This window comes from Microbulbifer sp. YPW1 (assembly GCF_013367775.1).
Taxonomy (GTDB): domain Bacteria; phylum Pseudomonadota; class Gammaproteobacteria; order Pseudomonadales; family Cellvibrionaceae; genus Microbulbifer.
The window spans coordinates 3,835,377-3,857,719 of record NZ_CP055157.1 but is presented as its reverse complement, the minus strand read 5'-3'; the positions used below and the strand labels follow the sequence as shown (position 1 = coordinate 3,857,719).

The 22,343-nt window shown below is 58.3% G+C and carries 18 protein-coding genes; 6 read left to right on the top strand and 12 right to left on the bottom strand.

Annotated elements, in window-relative coordinates; all coding sequences use genetic code 11:
* Window positions 1-64 precede the first annotated feature (64 nt).
* Complete coding sequence (ppsA, locus tag HUW35_RS15655) at window positions 65-2,476, top strand: phosphoenolpyruvate synthase (RefSeq protein WP_181253162.1); 2,412 nt, start codon at window positions 65-67, stop codon at window positions 2,474-2,476.
* On the opposite strand, the gene HUW35_RS15650 is transcribed toward ppsA, so the two are convergent.
* Entirely contained in the window at window positions 2,477-5,170 is a 2,694-nt protein-coding gene (locus tag HUW35_RS15650; protein WP_181253161.1) for an HAD-IC family P-type ATPase, read from the bottom strand.
* A 157-nt stretch (window positions 5,171-5,327) separates the two neighbouring features.
* Here HUW35_RS15650 and HUW35_RS15645 point away from each other — a divergent pair, with 157 nt between their 5' ends.
* A complete protein-coding gene (locus HUW35_RS15645; protein ID WP_181253160.1) occupies window positions 5,328-7,676 on the top strand; it encodes a heavy metal translocating P-type ATPase in 2,349 nt (782 codons plus the stop codon).
* 45 nt (window positions 7,677-7,721) lie between these two features.
* Here HUW35_RS15645 and HUW35_RS15640 read toward each other — a convergent pair whose 3' ends face one another.
* The 8 genes from HUW35_RS15640 to atpD are packed head-to-tail and all read right to left on the bottom strand — an operon-like array spanning window position 7,722 to window position 13,913.
* Window positions 7,722-8,594: a FoF1 ATP synthase subunit gamma gene (locus HUW35_RS15640; RefSeq protein WP_181253159.1), complete on the bottom strand. Its 873-nt coding sequence runs from the start codon at window positions 8,592-8,594 to the stop codon at window positions 7,722-7,724.
* Entirely contained in the window at window positions 8,591-10,072 is a 1,482-nt protein-coding gene (locus HUW35_RS15635; protein ID WP_219932604.1) for a F0F1 ATP synthase subunit alpha, read from the bottom strand. Before HUW35_RS15635 ends, HUW35_RS15640 begins: the two co-directional genes overlap by 4 nt.
* Window positions 10,065-10,820 (bottom strand): F0F1 ATP synthase subunit delta, encoded by a 756-nt coding sequence (locus HUW35_RS15630; RefSeq protein WP_181253157.1) that lies wholly within the window; start codon window positions 10,818-10,820, stop codon window positions 10,065-10,067. The genes HUW35_RS15635 and HUW35_RS15630 overlap by 8 nt, the downstream gene beginning before the upstream one ends.
* 10 nt (window positions 10,821-10,830) lie before the next feature.
* Window positions 10,831-11,091 carry an ATP synthase F0 subunit C gene (gene atpE / locus HUW35_RS15625; RefSeq protein WP_255463619.1) on the bottom strand — a complete coding sequence of 87 codons (261 nt, stop codon included), beginning with the start codon at window positions 11,089-11,091 and terminating at the stop codon, window positions 10,831-10,833.
* Window positions 11,092-11,114: 23 nt separating this feature from the next.
* On the bottom strand, window positions 11,115-11,822 hold the full coding sequence (locus HUW35_RS15620; RefSeq protein ID WP_219932603.1) for a F0F1 ATP synthase subunit A: 708 nt from the start codon (window positions 11,820-11,822) through the stop codon (window positions 11,115-11,117).
* Entirely contained in the window at window positions 11,819-12,103 is a 285-nt protein-coding gene (locus HUW35_RS15615) for an AtpZ/AtpI family protein (protein ID WP_181253155.1), read from the bottom strand. Before HUW35_RS15615 ends, HUW35_RS15620 begins: the two co-directional genes overlap by 4 nt.
* A 20-nt stretch (window positions 12,104-12,123) precedes the next feature.
* Window positions 12,124-12,528 (bottom strand): F0F1 ATP synthase subunit epsilon, encoded by a 405-nt coding sequence (locus tag HUW35_RS15610; RefSeq protein WP_181253154.1) that lies wholly within the window; start codon window positions 12,526-12,528, stop codon window positions 12,124-12,126.
* Window positions 12,525-13,913 (bottom strand): F0F1 ATP synthase subunit beta, encoded by a 1,389-nt coding sequence (gene atpD, locus HUW35_RS15605; RefSeq protein ID WP_181253153.1) that lies wholly within the window; start codon window positions 13,911-13,913, stop codon window positions 12,525-12,527. Before atpD ends, HUW35_RS15610 begins: the two co-directional genes overlap by 4 nt.
* A 202-nt stretch (window positions 13,914-14,115) precedes the next feature.
* On the opposite strand from atpD, the gene HUW35_RS15600 reads away from it, so the two are divergent.
* From HUW35_RS15600 to HUW35_RS15590, 3 genes are read left to right on the top strand one after another with little or no spacing between them, the layout of a single operon-like run.
* Window positions 14,116-14,832: an ABC transporter ATP-binding protein gene (locus HUW35_RS15600; protein ID WP_181253152.1), complete on the top strand. Its 717-nt coding sequence runs from the start codon at window positions 14,116-14,118 to the stop codon at window positions 14,830-14,832.
* A gap of 7 nt (window positions 14,833-14,839) precedes the next feature.
* Window positions 14,840-17,236 (top strand): ABC transporter permease, encoded by a 2,397-nt coding sequence (locus HUW35_RS15595; protein ID WP_219932602.1) that lies wholly within the window; start codon window positions 14,840-14,842, stop codon window positions 17,234-17,236.
* A 9-nt stretch (window positions 17,237-17,245) separates the two neighbouring features.
* Window positions 17,246-18,475, top strand: coding sequence for an efflux RND transporter periplasmic adaptor subunit (locus tag HUW35_RS15590; RefSeq protein ID WP_181253151.1), 1,230 nt, complete (start codon window positions 17,246-17,248; stop codon window positions 18,473-18,475).
* Between the two features lie 22 nt (window positions 18,476-18,497).
* On the opposite strand, the gene HUW35_RS15585 is transcribed toward HUW35_RS15590, so the two are convergent.
* The 3 genes from HUW35_RS15585 to HUW35_RS15575 all read right to left on the bottom strand — a co-directional run bounded on the left by HUW35_RS15585 (window position 18,498) and on the right by HUW35_RS15575 (window position 21,000).
* The gene (locus HUW35_RS15585; protein WP_181253150.1) at window positions 18,498-19,223 is read right to left on the bottom strand and encodes a hypothetical protein; all 726 of its coding nucleotides are present in this window, start codon (window positions 19,221-19,223) and stop codon (window positions 18,498-18,500) included.
* A gap of 142 nt (window positions 19,224-19,365) precedes the next feature.
* A complete protein-coding gene (locus HUW35_RS15580; protein WP_181253149.1) occupies window positions 19,366-19,878 on the bottom strand; it encodes an acyl-CoA thioesterase in 513 nt (170 codons plus the stop codon).
* A 51-nt stretch (window positions 19,879-19,929) separates the two neighbouring features.
* A complete protein-coding gene (locus HUW35_RS15575) occupies window positions 19,930-21,000 on the bottom strand; it encodes a DNA-binding protein (protein WP_181253148.1) in 1,071 nt (356 codons plus the stop codon).
* Between the two features lie 246 nt (window positions 21,001-21,246).
* Between HUW35_RS15575 and HUW35_RS15570 the strand changes: the two genes are divergently transcribed.
* Window positions 21,247-22,284, top strand: a complete 1,038-nt coding sequence (locus HUW35_RS15570) for a site-specific integrase (protein ID WP_181253147.1) — start codon at window positions 21,247-21,249, stop codon at window positions 22,282-22,284.
* Window positions 22,285-22,343: the final 59 nt, after the last annotated feature.

Below are 22,343 nucleotides of genomic sequence, written 5' to 3'. Positions count from 1 at the left end.
GAATGAGAGATGATCATCGCAATCCAGGTTGAAAATAGAGACAAGTTCGGAAGGTCAATTTCATATGCAAGCGCATCGCTACATCCGCTGGTTCCAGGATATCGGGCTCGATGATATTGCCGATGTCGGCGGCAAGACGGCCTCCCTAGGGGAAATGTATCGCGCGCTTACTCCGCACGGCATACGCGTGCCCAATGGATTTGCGATCAATGCCAATGCTTATCGCGCGATACTCGACAATGCCAGTGCCTGGAAGCCATTGCGCGAGCTACTGGCGGGGCTTTCTGGTGCCGACAATAACGAACAGGACAAGATCGCCAGCCAGGCCCGTGAAATCGTGTACGCGGCCGGCCTTCCCGAAACCCTTATCCGGGAAATCCGCGATGCCTATGCCAGGTTGTGTGAGGAATATGGCGATGGCTTGCGCCTCGCCGTGCGCAGTTCCGCTACCGCGGAAGACTTACCGGACGCCAGCTTTGCGGGACAGCACGACAGCTTCCTGAATATCGGTGACTGCGATGGCTTGCTTGAGTCCTGCCGGCGTTGCTTCGCCTCCCTGTTTACCGCCCGCGCGATCAGCTATCGCGAGCGCAACGGCTACGATCACTTCAAGGTCTCACTGGCGATCGCTGTGATGAAAATGGCACGAGCGGATATGGCGTCCAGTGGCGTAATGTTTTCCCTGGATACCGATAGTGGCTTCCGCGATGTAGTGTTTGTCACGTCTGCCTATGGGCTGGGGGAAAATATCGTGCAGGGCACGGTCGATCCGGATGAATTTTATGTACACAAACCCACCTACGAGGCCGGGTACCGCTGTGTACTGCGCAGGCAACTGGGGGCCAAGCAGCAGACCATGGTCTGTGACCAGGATCTGAATAGTCAGGCCGTACACAACATTGAAACATCGGAAACAGATCGCAAACGCTTCAGCCTGAGCGACGACGAGATTCTCACCCTTGCACACTACGCCATCACCGCGGAGAAACATTACAGCAAAAAGCGCGGCGCCCCCTGCCCCATGGATCTGGAGTGGGCAAAAGATGGTGATGACGGCCAGCTTTACCTGTTACAGGCACGGCCGGAGACCGTCGCATCTCAAAAGCCACGGAACCAGTTAAAGCGCTACCACTTTCCTCACAAGCCTGACAAGAGCACCCTGCGTGCGAGCGGACGCGCCATCGGTACCGGTATTGGCACGGGCAAGGTGCGGCGGGTCACCGATGCCGCACAATTAGCGTCGTTCCAGCAAGGCGAAATACTGTTCGCGGAAAGCACCAGTCCCGACTGGGGCCCCGCGATGCGCCGGGCCGCGGCACTGGTCACCGAACGCGGCGGCCGCACCTGCCACGCCGCCATCGTGGCCCGCGAGTTCGGGATTCCCGCTGTCGTCGGTATTGGTGATGAGCACGCACTATCAGACGGTGAAAAAGTGACCATCAGTTGCGCCGAGGGGGATGTCGGGCGGATTTACCAGGGTGAAATACCTTTTGAGGTGAACACTGTAGAGCTTGATCAGGTACCGCAGACAGCGACAAAAATGATGATCAATCTCGGTAGCCCCGAGCAGGCCTTCCGCCTGAGTGCACTGCCCTGTGACGGAGTTGGACTTGCGCGCATGGAGTTTATCGTCAACGAGCACATCAAGGTTCACCCAATGGCGCTGGCCTGCCCTGACAGGGTCGATGATGAGGAAGCGCGTACAGCCATTGCCTCCCTCACTGCCAACAACGCAAATGGCGCGGAATATTTTATCGAAAAGCTGTCCGAAGGCATCGGCACCATCGCCGCAGCCTTCTATCCACGCCCGATCATTGTACGCACCTCGGATTTCAAGACTAACGAATATGCGCGCCTCATTGGCGGCAGTGCCTTCGAACCCCACGAGGAGAACCCCATGCTGGGTTTCCGGGGCGCGTCCCGCTATGCGCACAAGGCCTATGCGGATGGGTTCGCGCTGGAATGCGCCGCTCTCAAGCGTGCCAGGGAAACCATGGGGTTCACCAATATCAAGGTGATGATCCCATTCTGTCGCCGCATCCCTGAGGGAGAGCAGGTTCTGGAAGCCATGGCGCAGCTTGGCCTGCAACAGGGATCGGATGACCTGCAGGTTTATGTAATGTGCGAAATTCCGAATAATGTCGTGCAGATTGATGCGTTTAGCCAGCTGTTTGATGGAATTTCCATCGGCTCCAATGACCTGACCCAGCTGGTTCTCGGTGTCGACCGCGATTCGGATATCGTCGCGTTTGATTTCGATGAGCGGGATCCTGGCGTGTACGAGATGATACGTCAGGCAGTCGAAGGCGCGAAACGCAATGGTATTCCCGCGGGCATCTGTGGTGAGGCGCCGTCCAATTACCCCGAGGTTGCCGAGTATCTGGTACACCTGGGTATCGATTCCATTAGCCTCAGCCCAGATGCGCTGCTGCGGACTATTGAGACGGTCGCAGCGATCGAACGGCAAAACAGATAGTCACGGTGACGCTTTCCAACGGTTAAAACGCAGCAAAAGCTCCATTGCTAAAACCTGCACAAGCGCAATCGACAGCAATACGCCCCACTGATTTAAACTTACCGGAGATACTCCAAGTACCTCCTGCATCAGCGGTGAATACAGGCACAGGATGTGAATGCCCTGTGCGGCCAGGGTGCCCAGCAACAAAATCGGGTTGGAAAAAAATGGCTGGCGAAAGATGGATCGGCTCTCTGAGCGGCTATTGAAAACCTGTACATTTTCAAACAACACCATCAACAACAGGACGCTGTTGCGGGCTGTTTCCACTTCCCAGCCTTGCTGCAATAACCAGTAAAAACTGATGAACGCAAGCCCGCCCATCACCACGCCCGATACCAGAACGCGGCGCAACATCACCGGGTTGAACAGCGATTCCTGCGGCGGTCGCGGCGGTCTGCGCATCTCATCGCCTTCGCCAGGCTCCAGCGCGAGCCCCACACTCTGGATGCTGTTGGTGACTAGGTTCAGCCAAAGTAGCTGCACCGCTGTCAGCGGCAGGGGCATCGCGAAGGTCGTGCTGAGGACAAACAGCACCACTTCGGCAGCACCGGTAGAAATAAGGAAAAAAATCACCTTGCGGATATTCTGGTAGGCAATCCGCCCCTCCTCGACACCCGCCACCACCGAGGAGAAATTATCATCGGTCAATAACAGGTCGGCAGATTCTTTAGCGACTTCTGTGCCCTGCTCTCCCATTGCCACGCCCACGTGTGCACTGTTCAGTGCCGGAGCATCATTCACCCCGTCGCCGGTCACTGCCACAAACTGGCCCTGGCGCTGCAGCGACTGGACAATGGTGAGCTTCTGTTCAGGTGATACCCGCGCGTAAACCCGGGTGTCAGCGGTAAGCGCATCCAGGGCCGCTGGTCCGTGCGTTTCCGCACTGGCAAGGTCAACACCGGTTACCGGTTTGTCTCCGCTGTCCGCGAGTTTCAGTTCCTGCGCGATGGAAAGCGCCGTGCGCGGATGATCTCCGGTGAGCATGCACACGTGAATACCCGCCGCCCGACACTCGGCTACCGCGGCCGCGGCTCCCGGGCGCAGTGGATCAAACATCCCAACCAGGCCGAGCAGACAAAGCCCGTGGAGGCTCTCCGGTACAAACTGATCTGACGCACTGCCCCCACCATCGGCAAACGCCAGGACGCGCGCGCCCTGCTCAGCAAGACGCGCCATCGCAGACAGCGCCTTCTCCGCGTCCAGTGGCATGTCTCCATCGGCGGTAGCCATGCGGTTGCACATTGGCAGCAGCTTCTCCAGCGCGCCTTTGACGCAGATCAATGTACCTTGAACCTGCGCATTTACGTGGCGCGTGGCAGCAAAGCCGAGTGCGGGCTCGTAGTGTATCTGTGCCTGCTCTGGCCAGTGTGCTTCCAACCCTCGGCGAGTCAATCCGACTTTGTGCGCCATCACGAGCAGGGCCTGATCCACGGCATCGCCACTGCTGTGCCATTCGCCATTCTCCAGAGGGCGCAATTCGGCTTCGTTACACAGTGCGGCCACTGTGGCGAGACGGGTCACACGGGCATCGGTATGTTGGGGAAACTCAGGAGCGGATGGCAATTTGCCGCCGTCAATGGTGACACTAACGTCGTCACAGAAAACCACTTTACGCGCGGTCAGATGGTTCTCGGTCAGGGTGCCGGTTTTGTCGGTGGCAATCACGGTACAGGAACCCAAACTCTCTACCGCTACCAGTTTGCGCACAATAACGTGACGCTTGACCATGCGCCGAGTGCCGACGGAAAGCACCAGGGTCAGCGCCATCGGTAGTCCCTCGGGAATCGCAGACACGGCGAGGGCTACCGCCGTCATAAAAATCACCAACGGATCCGTGTGGCGGGCAAGCTCGATCGCCGCCAACAACGCCACGGCGACCAGCAATGCAATGGTCAGCTTTTTACTGAATCGCTCGATACGCTGGAACAGAGGGGGTTTGGCTGAGTGCGCCGCCTCCATGGTCTGGCTCAACTTGCCCATCTCGGTCTGCAACCCCGTGGCCGTCACCAGGGCGCGGCCACGCCCGGCGGCCACGAGAGTACCCGCAAAGCAAAGATTGCCCCGCTCTGCGATCGGCGAGTCAGCATCGCAAATCAATTCGCTATTTTTGAGCACCGGCAGAGATTCTCCGGTGAGTACCGACTCGTCCACCTCCAGGCCAGCCGCTTCCAGCAGCCGCATATCTGCGGGAACCCGATCGCCGGAACTTAACAACACCTTGTCACCCGGTACCAGATTCTCTGCCGAGATCTCTGTCACCTTACCGTCACGCACGACCCGCGCACGAATGACCATCAAGCTACGCAGGGCCTGCGCACTGCGATTGGCGTGATTTTCCTGCAGCGCTCCGATCAGCGCATTCAGCAACAGGATTAAACCGATAAAGGAAGCGTCAGCGAATTTTCCGGCAATCAGGGATACCACCATCGCCGCAAGCAATACGTAGATCAGTGGACTGATGAACTGACGAATGAACAGGCGTGGGAATCCTGTGAGGCGCGGCTGAGGCAGGGTATTGGTACCGTATTGCTCGAGGCGGCGGGAAACTTCAGCCTTCGTCAATCCCGCCTCGCCACTGTCGAGGCGTGTCGAGACTTCCGCTGCAGTCAGGTTATGCCATGGGGCCAAATGGTCGGAATCAGGCGTGGTCATTTTATTTTTGCAAGATGGGTGAAAGGCAGCAGAAGGCATCCAGTACTTGCAAAAATAGCACCGCGCCGATCATATACTTCCCTTTATGACTCGAAGTTCTTCTGCCGAACAACAATCTGCGATCCGGCCCAGCTCGCCGGCTACTGACTCCGCGCTCATGGAACAGCTGACACGCTATTTTCATATGGCGCTGGTGTTGGTGATCGCCCTGCTGCTTGCCGCCGGTGGTGTGGCCTGGATGTTTGGCGTCAATCCGTCACTGCCATGGATTTCGGCCGTGGTGCTGATGCTGGTTGTCGCCACGGTGGACACGCTACGCGCCATCGCCCGGCGACAGGCGGGAGTGGATCTGCTGGCACTGCTGACCATGATCGCCGCCCTGGCACTGTCGGAACATCTGGCCGGGGCGGTGATCGCCTTTATGTTTGCCAGCGGCCGCGCGCTGGAGGAGTATTCTGCCGGGCGCGCACGGCGGGAGCTTTCCGCACTGGTTGAGCGCACCCCGCGTGTCGCCCACCGTCGTATCCAGTCTGGCGCGCAGTCCGGTGCCCACCCCGAGGAAGTAGCCACACTCGAAGAAATTCCAGCAGATGCGGTGCAGGTCGGGGATCTACTGATTGTAAAACCGGGGGAAGCGGTGCCGGTGGATGGACTGTTGATCTCCGATACCGCAGACCTCGACGAGTCCGCGGTCACCGGGGAGTCGAAACCCCGTCGCCGGTCCCGTGGCGACCAGCTTTTGAGCGGGGTGATCAACGCCGGCAGTCCACTGGAACTGCAGGCATTGAAAACCGCCGAGCACAGTACCTATGCCGGTATCGTACGCATGGTCGCTGAAGCCCAGGCGAGCAAAGCGCCCTTCACCCGCCTCGCGGATCGCTATGCGCTCTGGTTTATTCCGCCGGTTCTGGTTCTGGCGGGCGCGGCCTGGTGGATTTCGGGCGACCCGGTACGCGCGCTTGCCGTGCTGGTGGTGGCAACACCCTGCCCGCTTATTCTCGCGGCACCGGTCGCCATTATTGCCGCTATTTCCCAGGCCGCTAAGCGCGGCATCCTGATCAAGAACGGCACTGCGCTCGAGCAGCTGGCGGACATTCAGAACCTGCTGTTCGACAAAACCGGCACGCTCACCACCGGACGCCCCCAGCTGGTCGGTATAGATGCCACTGAGGGCTTTCCCCCCGACGAAGTATTGCGCCTGGCCGCCTCACTGGACCAGGTATCGCAGCACAGCACGGCACAGTCCCTGGTGGCGGAGGCGCGGCGCAGGAATCTCACCCTCAGCATTCCGGACAAGGTCAAGGAAGAGCCTGGCGAAGGACTTACCGGGGAAGTTGAAGGGCACCCCGTTGCGGTCGGTAGTCTCGCGCTGATTCTGCAGGGAGCTACAAGCGACAGTTGGACCAAATCCCGTCTGCGACACATGGCCCAGCGCGGCCTTTCCGGTGCGTTCGTCCGTATCGACGGGCGCATGGCCGGGCTACTGTTGCTGGCCGATCAGATCCGCCTCGATACCCCGCGGGCATTGCGGGCACTGCATCGCGCGGGTATTCGCCGCACCGTGATGCTAAGCGGTGATCGCCAGGACGTGGCCGAGACGGTGGCACTGTCCCTCGGATTTGATGCCGTGCTCGCCGAGCGATCGCCCGCCGACAAGGTGGCGGCGGTCAAAGCGGAGTGCCGGCGCGGCAACACCGGCATGGTGGGCGATGGGGTCAATGATGCGCCCGCTTTGGCGGCTGCCGATGTGGGTATTGCCATGGGTGCTCGCGGTGCTGGCGCGTCCGCGGAAGCCGCCGATGTGGTGCTGCTGGTGGATCGGCTCGATTGCTTGCCGAATGGTCTGGGTATTGCCCGTCGCGGCCGTCAAATTGCGGTACAGAGTGTGGTCGCCGGTATGGCATTGTCGGTGCTGGCAATGGTGGTGGCCGCATTCGGATATTTGCCGCCGGTACTCGGCGCACTGGTACAGGAAGGGATTGATGTTGCAGTGATTCTCAATGCCCTGCGTGCCCTGCGCCCACCCCCGGACAATGAACCCGAGGCCCGGCTACCGACAGCGCTCGTCGCACAGCTGCAGCGTCAGCACAACGAGCTGCAGCCAGTCCTTGATCGCCTGGAAGCTGCGGGCCACTTCTTCAACAACAGCGCCAATAATAATCACGACGACCAGAAAGCGGTAAGCGCCGAAATCCAGACCGCGGCCTCAGTAATCCGGGAGGAGCTGTTACCCCACGAGCGCGAGGATGAAGAGAAACTGTATCCCGCGCTGGCAAAGATGGTGCAGGGTTTCGATCCCATGGGCGCCATGAGCCACACCCACCGCGAGATATTCCGCCTCGCCCACCGCTACGAACAGCTGGCCGCAGAACTTGCGGAAGAGGTGCCGGATGAACTGCAGCTACAGGAACTGCGACGGGTATTGTTGAGCCTGATCGCCATCGTACGCCTGCATTTCGCCCAGGAGGAGGAACTCTATTTCACCCTGAGTGATGCACAGCAATGACTGGCGGTGTATCCGGACCTCGGGCGACCTTGGATGTATTTCCACTCAATCCGCTTTTGGCGGTTTCACGCTCGTTGCGCTCAGCAGTATGACTTCGATCTCTTCGGTAATCTCTTCCTGCCGCAGCTGGTTGCTGCGGCGCCGCAGAGCTTCCAGGTTCTGGTCCAGGTACCGCACCGCGCCTTCGAGGTGTTGCATGCGTTGCAGGTTTTCCGCCATCAGTGAGACGTAGAGCATCTCCTGCAGGGCGGCAAACAGGTACTGGTCGACAAGTGCCATCAGAAACTGGCCGGGGGGAAGGTTCAGTTGGGGTGGACCGTTCAATCCCGTGTTGTGGGATGGCAGTTGTTGGAATGGCGGCAGTAATTCACGCACAACCACGGATTCCTGTTCCGGGTCGTGATAAAGCACCGTCAGTGTCAGCGCAGTCTCGCCGCGCTGAAGGTCACCCAGGGTGTCCACCAGTCTGTTCAGGGTGCCGGTCACTTCATCGAGCACTGCCGCACCATCAAGATCCGCAATCAGGTGCGGATGGCCTTCCAGTCTGCCGCACAGCTTTCGTCCACAAGCGATCACCGCGATATCCCCGGTGCCATCCTTTTTTTCCCTGATGGCCAGCTCCAGGGTGTCCACCAGGCGCACGTTGAAATTGCCACAGAACCCGCGCTCTGACCCAAGCAACAGGAATAGATGCAGAGGCGCTTCCCCGTGCAGGTCGGCCCCTTGCAGCACGTTAGAGTGGAACTGCAGAAAGTCCGCCGCCGCCGTTTCCATGACCTGCACTAGCTGCCGCTGTATGCCCAGGAAATTGTCCAGCCGGCGACTTTCCATAAACGCCAGGGATTTCATCGACGAAACGATCTCCCGTGCTTCCCCCAATTTTTTGCACTGGTGCAATAGCTCCCGTCGCCGACTCATGCTTTGTCCTTGGCGCCGGCCTCAATTCCAAGCCAGTTCGCCAGCTGGTTGCGCCAGTGCGCGCGATCAGTTTGCAGCCTGAGCCCTGAGGTCGCTACATGCCGCTGTATTTTTTCCAGCTTTGCAGGCACCTGGTCCGGTGTTAGCGCGTCCAGCAGGCCATCGTTAAATGCGACCATCCACGCCAGCTGGAACTCGATTGGCAGCGGGGCCAGGCGCTCCTGCTTCAGGATTTCACGCAGTATGCGCCCCCGGTGGATCGCCTTCTCCATGCTCTCTTCCAGTTTGGCGCCAAAGCGGGTGAACATCTCCAGCTCGAGAAACTGCAGATAGTCGAGCTTCATCCGCCCCGCCTCTTTTTTGATCGCCGGATGCTGCGCGCGGCCGCCAATACGGGAGACAGACTTGCCGATATCGATCGCGGGCCGGAAACCAGCGGCGAACAGCTCGCGGTCCAGGTAAACCTGGCCATCGGTAATGGAGATCAGGTTGGTAGGGATATAGGCCGCAATCTCGCCCTGCTGGGTCTCGATAATCGGCAGTGCCGTCATACTGCCGCCACCATTGGCGGAATTGAGACAGGTCGCGCGCTCCAGCAGGCCTGCATGTACCGAGAAAATATCGCCGGGATAGGCCTCGCGCCCCGGCGGCCGCCGCAACAGCAGTGACAGCTGCCGGTAATTCTTGGCATGGGTGGAAAGATCGTCGTATACCACGAGCGTGTGCAGCCCCCGTTGCATCCAGTAGTCGGCAATACTGCAGCCGGCAAATGGCGCCAGATGCTGGAGACCGGGCAGTGCGCTGGCCTCGGCGACAACAAGCGTTGTGTAATCCAGAGCGCCGTAGTCCCGCAGCAGTGCAATGGTATTCACTACCGCCGAGCGCTTCTGCCCGATCAGCACGTAGACACAATACACGCCCTGTTCGCACTGGTTGATCACCGTATCCAGGGCAAGCGAGCTGCGCCCCAGCCCCTCGTCCCCCACCAGTAACTGGCGTTGCCCGCGACCGATGGGAATCAGGGTATCCAGTACCTTGCTGCCGGTGTAGAGCGGTTGACTGACAAAATCCCGTGCGACAATGCTCGGCGCCCTCTTCTCCAGCGGTTGCCAGCCGCTGCATTCGGGCGTGTCGCCGCCGTCCAGGGGATTGCCCAGCGGATCAATAATCCGCCCGAGCAATGCATCGCCAACGGCGACCCCCAGCGGCTTGCCCTGCAGTCGCGCGGTCGCCCCGGCGGTAAGACCCGGGGTTTCTTCCAGCAGGATCGCACCGACCAGATCATTGGTGAGGTCGAACACCAGCCCGCGGCTGCCGTCGGCGAAATCCAGCAGATCGTCCATGGCCGCAGTGGGCAAGCCCGCTACCCAGGCGATGCCATCGCCCACCGATACCACCCGACCCTGCTGGTGCATGCGCAGCTGCAGGTGGTACTGTTTCAGCCAGTTTTCGCGACGCGCCAGCAGGCTGTCATTCACTGGGAGCCGCCTCTTCCAGTTGCGCAAACGCCGCCAGCTCGTCACGTAAATTAGCGCCCAACACCCATGGGCCAATCGCAATACGCAAGCCGGCGATCAACTGGGAATCCTGTTGAAAATGACCTCGCACTTCACGCCCTAACAATTCCTTCAGGGTGCTTTCAATCCGCTCGCGCGCCGGGGAAGACAGCGGAAAGGCGCTCAAGACGTCCACGGATTCATGCTGTCCGGCAAGGGTTTGCTGCAGGGTTGACCGCTGCTCCGCTGGCAGCTTGCGCAGTGCTTCGAGTAAAAATTCCAGTAAGCGGGATTCCAGCTCCGGCCCCGCACCGGCTTTTAACAGGCACGCGGCAAACCGGCTCCCCTGCTCCAGCGCCTGCTGTTCCTGTTGCCGATGGGACTCGCGTAACTGGCGCTGTTCGATCACCTGAGCCTTCTGGCGTTTTTGCTCCAACCAATCCGCCAGTTGTTTTTCCTGTCGCTCCCGTTCCCTGTTCAGTTCTCCCTGCAATCTGGCCTGCGCCTCCTCTCGCCCCTGCTCCAGTGCCGCAAGATCATTTTCATAAGATTGCTGCAACTGTTGCGCGTCTTCTTTCATTTTCCGGGCATCGTCGACCTGCTGTTGTATGGCCGCCTGGCGACGCGCAATCGCCGTCTGGAGGGGTTTGTAGAAAAACCGCTTTAGCAGCCACAGCAATACCAGGAAATTGAGGATCTCGAGTAGGAAAGTCGTCCAGTTGAGTTCCATGGGGCTTTCCCTACCCGTTGGCGATGTATTCCAGCAACGGGTTGCGGAACAGCACGATGAGAATGATGACCAGCACGTAAATTGCCAGGGACTCGATCATCGCCAGGCCGATAAACAGGGTGCGCATAATGGACTTTTCCGCTTCCGGTTGTCGTGCCATGGCTTCCAGCGCACTGCTGATGGCACGCCCCATGGCAAAGGCCGGCCCGAGTACGCCGATGGCAATACCGATGACGGCGGCGACCGTGGAAAGTCCTGTAAACCAGGTCATATCACTCACGCTACTCTCCTGTTTTAATCTTGTCCTTGCGATGCCTGTTTGAGCTGCTGCAATTGCAGGCCACCGGCCACATAAATCAGCGCAAGCATGCCGAAAATGTATGCCTGTACCAGGGCCTCAATGATGTGCAGCATGAGTATCGGGATCGGAGCGAGAAAGCCCGCCACTAACAGAACCAGTAGCGCGGCCATTTCCAGGCTCATCATGTTGCCAAACAAACGAACCGCCAGTGCAACCGTACGGGTGATCTCACTGAGCACATGGAACGGTAGCAGTATAGGATTGGGTGTGACGTAGTGACGCAGATAGCGGCGCAGGCCCTTATCGCGGATACCGAACCAGTGCACCGAGAAAAACACCAGTATCGCCAGCGCCGCAGTGGCGGAGAGATCCCGCGTGGGAGAATGGAGTCCGGGTATCAAGCCGGTGAGATTGGCCACCACCAAGAATATCCATAAGGTGCCCACAAATGGCATCAGCAACTTTACGTGATCCGGGGCTACGGCGCGCACCGCATCTTCCATCGCCACATATACGGCTTCGGCGGCTGTTTGCAGCGCACCAGGCTGATCCCGCAAACGCTTGCTGAGCAACCAAACAAAGAGGCCGAGTGCCGCGACAATACCCAGTGTGGTCAGCGCCGTAGCGGTGAGCTGCAAGGGACCAATATGAAAAACGACTGCCGGAGACAGTTCACCGCCATTCACCGGATTTAGCCTCACTCCCTGATCAGCAGGTAGACATTGACGCCACCTACCACCACACCGAGAAAAATCAGGCTGAGTGTCCAGCGGGTGGAATAGCCGTCGGCGAGTTCGTCGATCCAACGGCCCAGGTAGGCACCTGCCACCACCGGCAACACGAATACCAGTCCCAGGGTACCGATATAGATTGTCTGCGCCAGCAGTGTACGGCGGTCGTGCTCGGCCTGCTTCATTCTTTTGGCCTGGCGTATCACCTGTTGCCGCAGCTCTTCGTCTCTATTCCTTCTTTCACCGGCCATAGCAATCCATTGTGCGTGGTTTATTCCCCACCGGGCCGCCCCAGTTCCCACAGTCGGCGCAGTACCGACTCCTCCATGCGACGCAGGCCCTCCTTTATCTTGTGCAATTCGCGTTCTTCGGCGAGCAGCTGTTGTTGCAGGGTCAGGGAGATGCGCTCGTAATCACTGTCAATCAGGTAGTGCCGGGTACATATTTGCAGGTGGTTATCGACAAAATAGAGCAGCCCTCCGGGGATCGCCAGATACTGCCACCGGTTGTCTGCACGGCGAAAGCGCGCCAGACCAAATAGCAGCACCGTCAAAGAGCGCTCGTGCCCGGCCATAAGACCGAAGCTGCCGGATGCATCTTCGCCTACGAAAGACACCACGCCATTGATCCGCTGTTGTTCGGTAGCCGCGAGCAATTCCAGAGTGAATGTATTCACCGCGGTTTGTCGCCCATACCACCCCGCATATAGCAGCCCTCTTCTGAGACCTCATCATAGTCGCCGCGAAGAAACCCCTCGCAATCATCGAGTGTGGTTTCCAGCGGCACCGATACGCCGGCCATCCCGGTCTGGGAGGTAATGACCTGAAACGGTTGGGTAAGGTAGCGCTGCAGCTTGCGCGCGCGCTGCACGATCAGGCGATCGCGGGAGGAAAGCTCTTCGATACCCAGCATCGCGATAATGTCTTCCAGCTCACGGTAGCGGGCCAGGTGCTCGCGCACGCCCTCCGCCACCGCGTAGTGTCGATCCCCAAGGGTATGACGGTCCATCATACGGCTGCTGGAAAGTAAGGGTTCCACCGCCGGGTAGATACCCTTGCCTGCCTGTGCCCGCGACAACACCACCGAGGAATCCAGATGGCTGAAAATCGCACTCACTGCCGGGTCCGTCATATCGTCCGCGGGTACATATACCGCCTGAACGGCGGTGACAGCGCCCTCGCGGGTAGAGAGAATCCGCTCCTGGAGCTCTGCCACTTCACTGATCAGTGTGGGTTGGTAGCCAACGGTGGCGGGCATTCGCCCGAGCAAGCTGGATATCTCACTGCCCGCCTGCACGAAGCGGAAGATATTGTCCATCACGAACAACACTTCTTTCTGCATGGTGTCGCGCAGGTATTCCGCGTAGGCGAGCGCGGAAAGGCCGATACGAAAGCGCACGCCGGGGGATTCATCCATTTGTCCGAAACACATCAGCGTCTGTTCCATCACGCCCGCCTCGCGCATTTCGTGCCACAACTCATGGCCCTCGCGGATACGCTCCCCGACCCCGGCAAATACCGATACGCCGCTGTGCAATGAAGCCACCGCATGCATGAACTCCATCACCAGTACCGTTTTACCCACGCCGGCGCCACCGAACAGGCCGGTTTTGCCGCCGCGCACAAAGGGACACAACAGATCGATGACCTTGATCCCGGTCTGCAGGATCTCTCCGGTGCCAATTACATCCCTGAGTGGCACTGGCGCCGTATGAATATTGCGGAACTCCCGAGGGCTGAGAGGGTCACCGCCGTCGAGCGGCTCACCAAAAATATTCAGCAGCCGGCCCAGGCAGTCTGGGGTCGCCGGCACATGCAGTGGTGCGCCCGTATCAAAAACCGGCAGGCCTCGGCTCAACCCGGCGGTACGGTGCAGGGTAATTGCGCGAACATGGTGCTGGTCCACATGCTGGTGTACCTCAAACAGGTAGCTTTCGTGATCGATGGATGCGCGCAGAGCCTGTCGTAAAGGCGGCAGTGAGCTGCAGCGGACAACCACAACGGGGCCGTGGACCTCTGCAATACGACCGATGGCTTCAGCGCCGGCAGCAATACCTGTCATATTGAGCGCCCTGTTCTGGTCATCGCCGCAAGTTTCATTTCCGTTTATTTCATGCCGCTCGTTTCCCTCTAGAATAGAAGCAGAGTGATGTCCCGGCGCGGATGCCACCTAGCTGACGGATCGTTTGCCGCCATGAAAAGGCTCCCCCGCCGCGGACTGGCTCTACAGCAAAATGGATAACCCACGGAATCGGGGTTCCTTCATGGAAAGCGATAACTACCCGGCCATCCGAGCTGAGGACCTGACCAAGACCTACGGCAGTGGCGAATCCACGGTATACGCTCTGCGCGGGGTCAGCCTTTCCGTGCCCCGCGGTGAAATGGTGGTATTGCTCGGCCCCTCGGGTAGCGGCAAATCAACGCTGCTGAATATTCTCGGCGGGCTGGATTCACCCAGTGCGGGACAAGTGTTTTTCGACCAGGAGGAACTGACCGCCTTCGATGACCGGCACCTCACGTTATTCCGGCGCGAGTACGTGGGCTTCGTGTTTCAGTTCTACAACCTGATCCCCAGTCTCACTGCTCGGGAAAATGTGGCCCTGGTGACGGAGATTTCCCAGCATCCGATGACGCCCGAGCAGGCTCTGGAACTGGTCGGACTGGCAAAGCGGATGGACCACTTCCCCGCGCAGCTCTCCGGGGGCGAACAACAGCGAGTGGCTATCGCCCGCGCCATCGCCAAGCAGCCCCGGGTGCTGCTGTGTGACGAACCTACCGGCGCACTGGACAGTAAAACCGGTATTGTCGTCCTCGAAGCCATTGCGCGGGTAAACCGCGAACTGGGCACCACTACCATGGTGATCACCCATAACGCCGCCATCGCCAAAATGGCCGACCGTATCCTGACGATGGCAGACGGCCAGATACAGAATACCGAAACCAATTCACATCCCTGCGCACCGGCAGAGCTGAGCTGGTAGCGGCCCTGTGATCGGGATTCTAAGGCCGCTGGACCGCAAACTCGCGCGTGATCTCTGGGCCATCAAAGGCCAGGCCCTGGCCATCGCCGTGGTAATTGGCTGCGGTATCGGCATGTACCTGATGTCGAAAGGCATGCTGGCGTCATTGGCAGATACCCGCGCGGCGTATTACGAACGCTATCGTTTTGCCGATGTCTGGGCCCCGGTGAAACGTGCGCCCAACGCACAGCTTGCACATATCACCGAGCTGCCCGGTGTTCGTCGTGCGGAAACCCGCATTCGCGCGGGTGTCATTCTCGACGTCGAGGGCGCCGCAGCGCCGATTACCGGCGAAATACAGTCCCTGCCCTTTATTCGCGGGCCACATATCAACGACTTTGTCTTGCGTCGAGGGCGCTATCCGGATCCTGTACGAGAAGAAGAAGTCCTTGCACTGGAGGCCTTTGCAGAAGCCCACGGCCTGCAACCCGGGGATCATCTGTATGCCATTCTCAACGGCACTAAAAAACAGCTGACAATTAGCGGCATAGCGCTATCGCCGGAATATGTGTACGCGATTTCTCCCGGGGAAATTGTGCCCGACAAGAAGCGCTTTGGCGTGCTGTGGATGAACCGGGACGCCCTTGCCAATGCGTTCGATCTGGACGGCGCCTTCAATGAAGTGGTGTTGCTCACCTCCACCGGTGATCGCGAAGAGGCACTGCTCGACCAGCTGGACCTTTTACTGAAACGTTATGGTGCCACCGGCGCGTACGGGCGCGACCAGCAAATCTCCGATCAATTCCTGACCAATGAAATCGACCAGCTTGAAACCATGGGGCGCCTGTTGCCACCTATCTTTCTACTGGTGGCTGCCTTTCTTCTGAATGTCGTCATTGGAAGACTGGTGGACACGGAACGGGAGCAGATCGGCTTGCTCAAGGCCTTCGGCTACAGCAACCGTTCGGTGGCCATGCATTACCTGAAAATGGTCGGGGTAATCACGCTACTGGGTATTGTGATTGGTATTGCCCTCGGTTTGTGGCTCGGGCACGGCCTGGCGCGCATGTACATGGACTATTTCAAATTCCCGTTTCTACTGTTTCGCGCGCCGCCTGACGTCTACCTTGTAGGCATAGGTTTCAGCTTGCTGGTATCCGCCGCAGGTACATTTACCGCGGTGCGCAAAGTGGTACGACTGGATCCAGCGGTAGCGATGGTTCCGCCACCGCCCCCAGATTACAGCCGGTCGGGACGCTGGTTTGGGACGCTCACGCGTGGTCTTGAGCGCATTACACACGGTATTGACCAGCCCTCACGGATGATCCTGCGCCATCTCTACCGATGGCCGAAGCGAGCGGCCATGACCTGTATCGGCATCGCGATGTCGATGGGGCTGTTGATTGGCTCGAGCTTTTCTCTGGACGCAATGATGGTGATGGTAGATATCAGCTTTAACGTGATTGACCGCCAGGATGTGACGGTGAATTTTGTCGAGCCGCGAAATATTCGCGCTGTACAGGATGTGCTGCACGCACCAGGTGCCCTGAGCGCTGAACCGTTTCGCGCCATTCCGGCGGTTTTACGCAATGGTCCCCGCAATCGCCGGGAAGCCGTTATCGGACTCATCCCACGTGCGGATTTAAGCCGCGTGGTGGATACGGATATGAACCCGGTTCCCTTGCCCGACTCGGGCATCGTGCTGTCCGACAAGCTGGCGGAGCTACTGGATATCCAGACTGGGGAAAGTCTGCGACTGGAGGTGCGCACCGGACGCCGCCCTGAAGTCGATGTCATGGTCAGTGGTATCGTGAAAACCTATATGGGCACCGCAGCCTATATGGATCTTGCCGCAATGAACCGGATGTTGCGGGATGACATGGTAATCTCGGGAACCTACCTGTTGATCGATCCCGAGCAAACCGATGCGTTTTATCGCGCACTCAAGAACACCCCTGTGGTCGCCGGCGTCAGCTTGCAGGAGCAGGCCCAGGATGCGTTTTACGAGACCATACAGGAGAGTCTCGGCACCTTTGTTTTTTTCAATACCCTGTTTGCCGGATTGATCGCGCTTGGGGTGGTGTACAACAGCGCCCGGATATCCCTTTCGGAGCGCGGGCGCGAGCTCGCCAGTCTGCGGGTGCTCGGGCTTACCCGCGGAGAGGTTTCGTACATCCTACTGGGAGAACTCGCGTTGCTGACGGTATTCGCCTTGCCTTTGGGTGCCCTGCTCGGCTATTTACTCGCCTGGACTCTGGTACAGTCATTCGATACGGAATTGTTCCGCATTCCTCTGATCATCAGTCCCTCCACTTATGGATACGCAGCATTGGTGGTACTGCTTTCGGCGATATTCTCCGGCATGCTGGTAAATCGGCGTATCCACAAGCTTGACTTGATCTCGGTACTGAAAACTCGCGAGTGAACCAGGGATATGGGACTCAGGAGCGCCATGGGCCGCAAGCTGTTCAAACGTATCACCGGTCTCGGGATAATCCTCGGCCTGGTGGTTTTTTTTATCTACGCATTTTCACCCAAGCCGGTGCCCGTCGATATGACCGAAGTGACCCGCGGTCCCATGCAGGTAGCGGTCACCGATGAAGGATATACCCGGGTACACGATGTGTTCGTGGTTTCCGCACCGGTCACGGGCTACCTGCTTCGTATACAAAGTGAAGTGGGCGATGAAGTGAAAACGGGGTCCACGCCGCTCGTGGAATTGCTGCCTACCCACCCGCAGTTTCTCGATGAACGGGGGCGCAGCCAGGCACAGGCTTCCATCCGCAGCGCGGAAGCCGGGCTCAAGCTTTCCAGTGCAGAGCGTCGGGATGCGGAAGCCCGGCTTAATTTCGCCCGGGCCGATGCCAAGCGCGCGCGTAAGCTGGCGCTGAAGGGACATATCTCCAAGGTTGAGGTTGAGCGCATCGAGCTTGCACTGGATAGCGCCGAGGCCGCACTGGATACCGCCCGCGCTGCGGAAAGGGTAAGTGAGGGAGAGCTGGAGAATGCCCGCGCGGCATTGATCGAGCCCCAACCGGGCGAGCCGGTATTGAATAAGGAAAAAATCGTGCAGGTCACTGCACCGGTTTCCGGTCGTGTACTCAGGCTGCTACAGGAAAGCGAGCGAGTTGTGCCGGTTGGCACCCCACTTCTGGAAATCGGCAATCCCGGAGAGCTGGAGATTGTAATCGACCTGCTCTCCCGAGATGCCGTCAGGGTACAGCCCGGTGCACCGGTCAATATCACCAACTGGGGCGGCGACTCGCCATTGAATGGCCGAGTGCGGCTGATTGAGCCCTACGGCTTTACCAAAATCTCCGCCCTCGGCATTGAGGAGCAGCGGGTCAATGTGATCGTGGATTTTGTCGACCCCAGGGAAATCTGGGCGCGACTCGGCCACGGCTATCGGGTGGATGCAGCAATCGAAACCTGGCGCGCGCAGGATGTAGTTCAGGTGCCCACCGGCAGCCTCTTCCGACACCAGAAATCCTGGGCGCTGTTCAGGGTCACTGGAGGTCGTGCGGTGCGCACAGAAATTGAAGTCGGCCACAATAACGGGCAAGTGGCTGAAGTACTGACTGGGGTTGAGCCAGGAGAGGTTGTCGTACTTCACCCCAGCGAGCGGATTGCCGACGGAGTTGAAGTTATCCGGCGGGAACAATAGCTTTCGAGTGTGTTTGATCAGCTTATGTACGTGAGACCAACTGCCTGACGCGTGACATATCGGGCTCGGCACTGAGTACCGCGGCTTGGCCAACTTTTCGCGCAAGCTCAAGTTGATATTCTGAGGCGGGCGTCACCGGCAACTGTTGCAGAATCTGGGCACCGCGGTAGGAATCGCTTCCGATAAGAAAGTAGTGGTCATGAGCATCACACACTTCGGTCATGACCAGATCCCCGGGTGGGCTCATCTCAGCTTCCGATTCCGGTCCCATTGCGCTACAAATACACGCATCCCCTGCGGGCCTACAATTCACTGAAACCGAGAAAAAATCCCGATTCCAGGGCGCGGAACGGCCATCGCGATGCCGCACCTTTCCCAGCCCGCAATCCGTCTCACTAATCGCGTGTAGCTCGCAGCTGCGTATCCCGAGAATTGCCAGCGGCTGAGAATCCTCAATGATTTTTGTGATCGGAAGACGCCCCTCACCAGCATCCGTATGGGCGACTTTCCGCCAGGGGAATTGCAAGGACTTGTTCCAAGCCTGAAGACCGGCTGCATGGCTGAAGTAAGTGTATCTGCCAGAGTGACGCTGCAAATCCGTTCCAGCGTACAACTCAGAAGAAGACTCGATTTCACCACAGATGACCGAGTTTTTTCGTACGACCGGCCCCAGCAACCGATACCCCTCGGCGCGAATAGTTTGAATCAGTATCCCGAGGTCACCTGCTTGTAACACAAAGTCTTGCATGATCTGGGCTCCCCACCCGGTGAATCACCGTACGTTCGTGAGTGTGCTCTGCCTTCGTTATCAGCAGTGCTTTATTGACGGAGATTTTAGGAACTTGTGGAACACCTTGAGTGGAGAATCATGACAATTCCCCTATCCGCGATTATTCGCTAACCTCAAACTGAAATCCCCGTACTTTTTCTTTGATGGCCTCGTGGGCCGCTTCCTGTTCGTGCAGCAACTTGCGGCGCAGCATGGCCGCCTCAAAGCGCTGTTTTTCTACCAGGGTTTGGGGCTTGAACGGTGGCACCTTCACCGGTTTACCGTCATCATCCAGCGCCACCATGGTCAAATAGCAACTGTTGGTATGCCGGACCACACGGGTGCGAATGTCTTCGGTCACCACTTTAATACCCACTTCTAACGAGGTGTTGCCGGTGTAATTTACCGAAGCAAGAAAAGTCACCAGCTCGCCGACATTGATTGATTGACGAAACATGACCCGGTCTACTGAAAGCGTCACAACATATCGGCCCGCGTAACGACTGGCGCAGGCGTAGGCCACTTTATCCAGATATGAAAGTAACTCACCACCGTGAACCTTGCCGGTAAAGTTGGCCATGTCTGGCGTCATCAGGACACTCATACTGAGCTGGTGGTCGCGAGGCTTTTCCATAACTGCTTTCCCGTTATTACTGTGGAATGGAATCTTCGAATCGAATCAGGCCTATTCTATATTGGCCCCCGCAAGGGATTTTTGCAGCTGCACATATTGCCCCTGAAGAATGGCCTTGTCCTGTAATACCTGCCGATTCTCTGCCTCTACCGCAGCAAGCTGTTTCTTTACCGCCAGCATTTCCTGCTCGTAACGGTCGAATACATTGCCGCGCAATTCTATTTCTTTTACATAGGCTTCATTGCGTGCGCGCTCCGAAGCCAGCTCGCCTTGTAGCGCTTCTGCTTCGCGGGACCTGATACCCAATTGTGACCGCAACTCATCAAGCGCCTGTGCCTGCCTTTGCTGCCCGGCTTCAAATTCTGACTCCCGCCGCATCCACTGTGCCCGCTCTGATTCCAGTTCGAGTTTCTGTACCCGCAACGCTTCAGCATTGGCCTGGCTACTCTCCAGCCTGGCAACGCTTGTGTTCAGCTGTTCATTCGCTTCTGCAAGCTGCTGCCTGAGCTGGTCGCTGGTTAATCGGAACTGATCCCGCTCCAATTGACGGTCATCCGCGATCTGCTGCTGAAAATGCTCAAAATGCTGGCGAACATCGCGATTCTCTTGCTTCAGCTCCCCAATGGTGCCCTGAAGCTCTGTAATTCGCGTATCCCCCTGCTCCCTCAGGAACTCACTTTTTGCCAGCGCAGCCTGCGTCTCGGCCACGCTTTCCTCCAGTTGCTGACAGCGACTACTGGACTCCTGCAACTTTTGCTCCAACTTTTCCAACTCTGTGTTTCGACTGGCCAACTGAGCGCGTACGGATGCCAGCTCTTCCCCGAGTGCCGCAGTCTCCGCCTTGCAGGACTCGCTGATCTGCTGGATCTTTGTTTCGGCTTCCTGATGCACCCGCTGGTGCAATGCCTTCACCGCATCCAGGAGATCAACTGGCAGCCCGTGAGTGTCTGAAATACCTTCCCCGGTTTCCTGTCGCCAGCGCTTTAACAGCGGGGCAATCGTACTTTTACTGCCCGTACCCAGCTCGTTTCGCACCCGATCTACCGTCGGATCATCCCCTCTCTCCCTGAGAGCCTCTGCTGCCTTTACCACATCGATATAGCCAACGCCTGCACGCGCCATATGGCCCCCTTCATGTATTCTGTAGCGAGAATTTAATACCGTATTACGTAGTACGTAATATTACATAATTTTTGCTTTCAAGGACGAGCTTGAGAAATTATTTTTAACTCACGATAATCAAACTTATCGTGAGTTAGATATGGAACAATCCAACAACTGAGCCAGCGGTCCGGTACAGCACCCGGCTCAAGGGGGACACCGCTCCCGAAACCCCTCTGAAAAACAGGCAGTACAAGTGAGAACAACATGGATGAACTGGACGCAGACCTGCCAGAAAACCTTGCCCCCTCCCCCACGCATCTCGACACAGGGAGCAATCAGGATCTGAGCAATCCAACCGAACTTTCCCCCTCGGCTTTTCGCAGCAGATTGCAGACGTATCTACATGCAGCCACGTCGGATCGCACTCGCACGGCCTACCGCTCCGCAATCCTGCAATTCGAGAAATGGGGTGGGCGACTGCCCACAGATAGCCAGGTACTGGTGCGCTACCTGATAGAGCGCAGCGATTCGGTAAACCCGCGCACCCTGGAGCTGCACCTCACTGCAATCGGTCAGTGGCACCAGTATCAGGGGATGACCAACCCGGCGGCAGATCCGGTGGTGCGCAAGACGATCAACGGTATCCGGCGCCTACGCGGACGCCCCAAGCAGAAAGCCAAGGCACTGCGTCCCGAGCATATTGCTGCGATGGCGCAATCCATTCGCGCCCTACCCGACTCTAAAAAGTCCCGCCGCGACCTGGCACTGGTGCTGATGGGATACTTCGGCGCATTTCGCCGCAGCGAGCTGGTGGCGATTCAGGTCGAAGATCTGCACTGGGAAGATGAGGGAGTAATCGTGCGGATTCCGCGCTCCAAGACCGACCAGCAGGGGCAAGGATTGAGCCGAGCACTGCCCTTCGGACCTGACAGGGTATGTCCGGCCACCGCGCTTCGCGCCTGGCTTCAGTGTGCTGCTATAGAGGAAGGTCCCGTGTTCCGCAGCATCAACCGCTGGGATCAGGTGCAGAACGCCCAGCTCGGCGCGGGCTCCGTCAACACTCTGCTGAAGAAGCTCGGTACCGACTGCGGTTTCGACTTTGTGGAGAACCTCAGTAGCCACAGCTTCCGCCGCGGCATGTCCACTTCGGCGGCACGGGAGAAAGTGGAATTTGAACTGATCAAAAAACAGGGTGGCTGGAAAAGTGACGCCACTGTACGGGAATATATCGATGAGGGACGTCGGTTTACCGACAATGCCGCGCATATTTTGATGGAGAAAATGGCGACACTACTGGACTAGCAAGCCTGCTCAGCCGTGAGCCATCAACTGATCCGCAAAATGGACGAATCCCGGTTGCG

Bases quoted from the DNA above. Each gene is read 5' to 3' on its own strand.
- HUW35_RS15630 (WP_181253157.1), bottom strand. From the start codon at position 10,820: ATGGAACTCAACTGGACGACTTTCCTACTCGAGATCCTCAATTTCCTG.
- atpD (WP_181253153.1), bottom strand. From the start codon at position 13,913: ATGACAGGTATTGCTGCCGGCGCTGAAGCCATCGGTCGTATTGCAGAG.
- ppsA (WP_181253162.1), top strand. From the start codon at position 65: ATGCAAGCGCATCGCTACATCCGCTGGTTCCAGGATATCGGGCTCGAT.
- HUW35_RS15570 (WP_181253147.1), top strand. From the start codon at position 21,247: ATGGATGAACTGGACGCAGACCTGCCAGAAAACCTTGCCCCCTCCCCC.
- HUW35_RS15580 (WP_181253149.1), bottom strand. From the start codon at position 19,878: ATGGAAAAGCCTCGCGACCACCAGCTCAGTATGAGTGTCCTGATGACG.
- atpE (WP_255463619.1), bottom strand. From the start codon at position 11,091: ATGACCTGGTTTACAGGACTTTCCACGGTCGCCGCCGTCATCGGTATT.
- HUW35_RS15640 (WP_181253159.1), bottom strand. From the start codon at position 8,594: ATGAGTCGGCGACGGGAGCTATTGCACCAGTGCAAAAAATTGGGGGAA.
- HUW35_RS15600 (WP_181253152.1), top strand. From the start codon at position 14,116: ATGGAAAGCGATAACTACCCGGCCATCCGAGCTGAGGACCTGACCAAG.
- HUW35_RS15590 (WP_181253151.1), top strand. From the start codon at position 17,246: ATGGGACTCAGGAGCGCCATGGGCCGCAAGCTGTTCAAACGTATCACC.
- HUW35_RS15645 (WP_181253160.1), top strand. From the start codon at position 5,328: ATGGAACAGCTGACACGCTATTTTCATATGGCGCTGGTGTTGGTGATC.
- HUW35_RS15585 (WP_181253150.1), bottom strand. From the start codon at position 19,223: ATGCAAGACTTTGTGTTACAAGCAGGTGACCTCGGGATACTGATTCAA.
- HUW35_RS15575 (WP_181253148.1), bottom strand. From the start codon at position 21,000: ATGGCGCGTGCAGGCGTTGGCTATATCGATGTGGTAAAGGCAGCAGAG.
- HUW35_RS15650 (WP_181253161.1), bottom strand. From the start codon at position 5,170: ATGACCACGCCTGATTCCGACCATTTGGCCCCATGGCATAACCTGACT.
- HUW35_RS15615 (WP_181253155.1), bottom strand. From the start codon at position 12,103: ATGGCCGGTGAAAGAAGGAATAGAGACGAAGAGCTGCGGCAACAGGTG.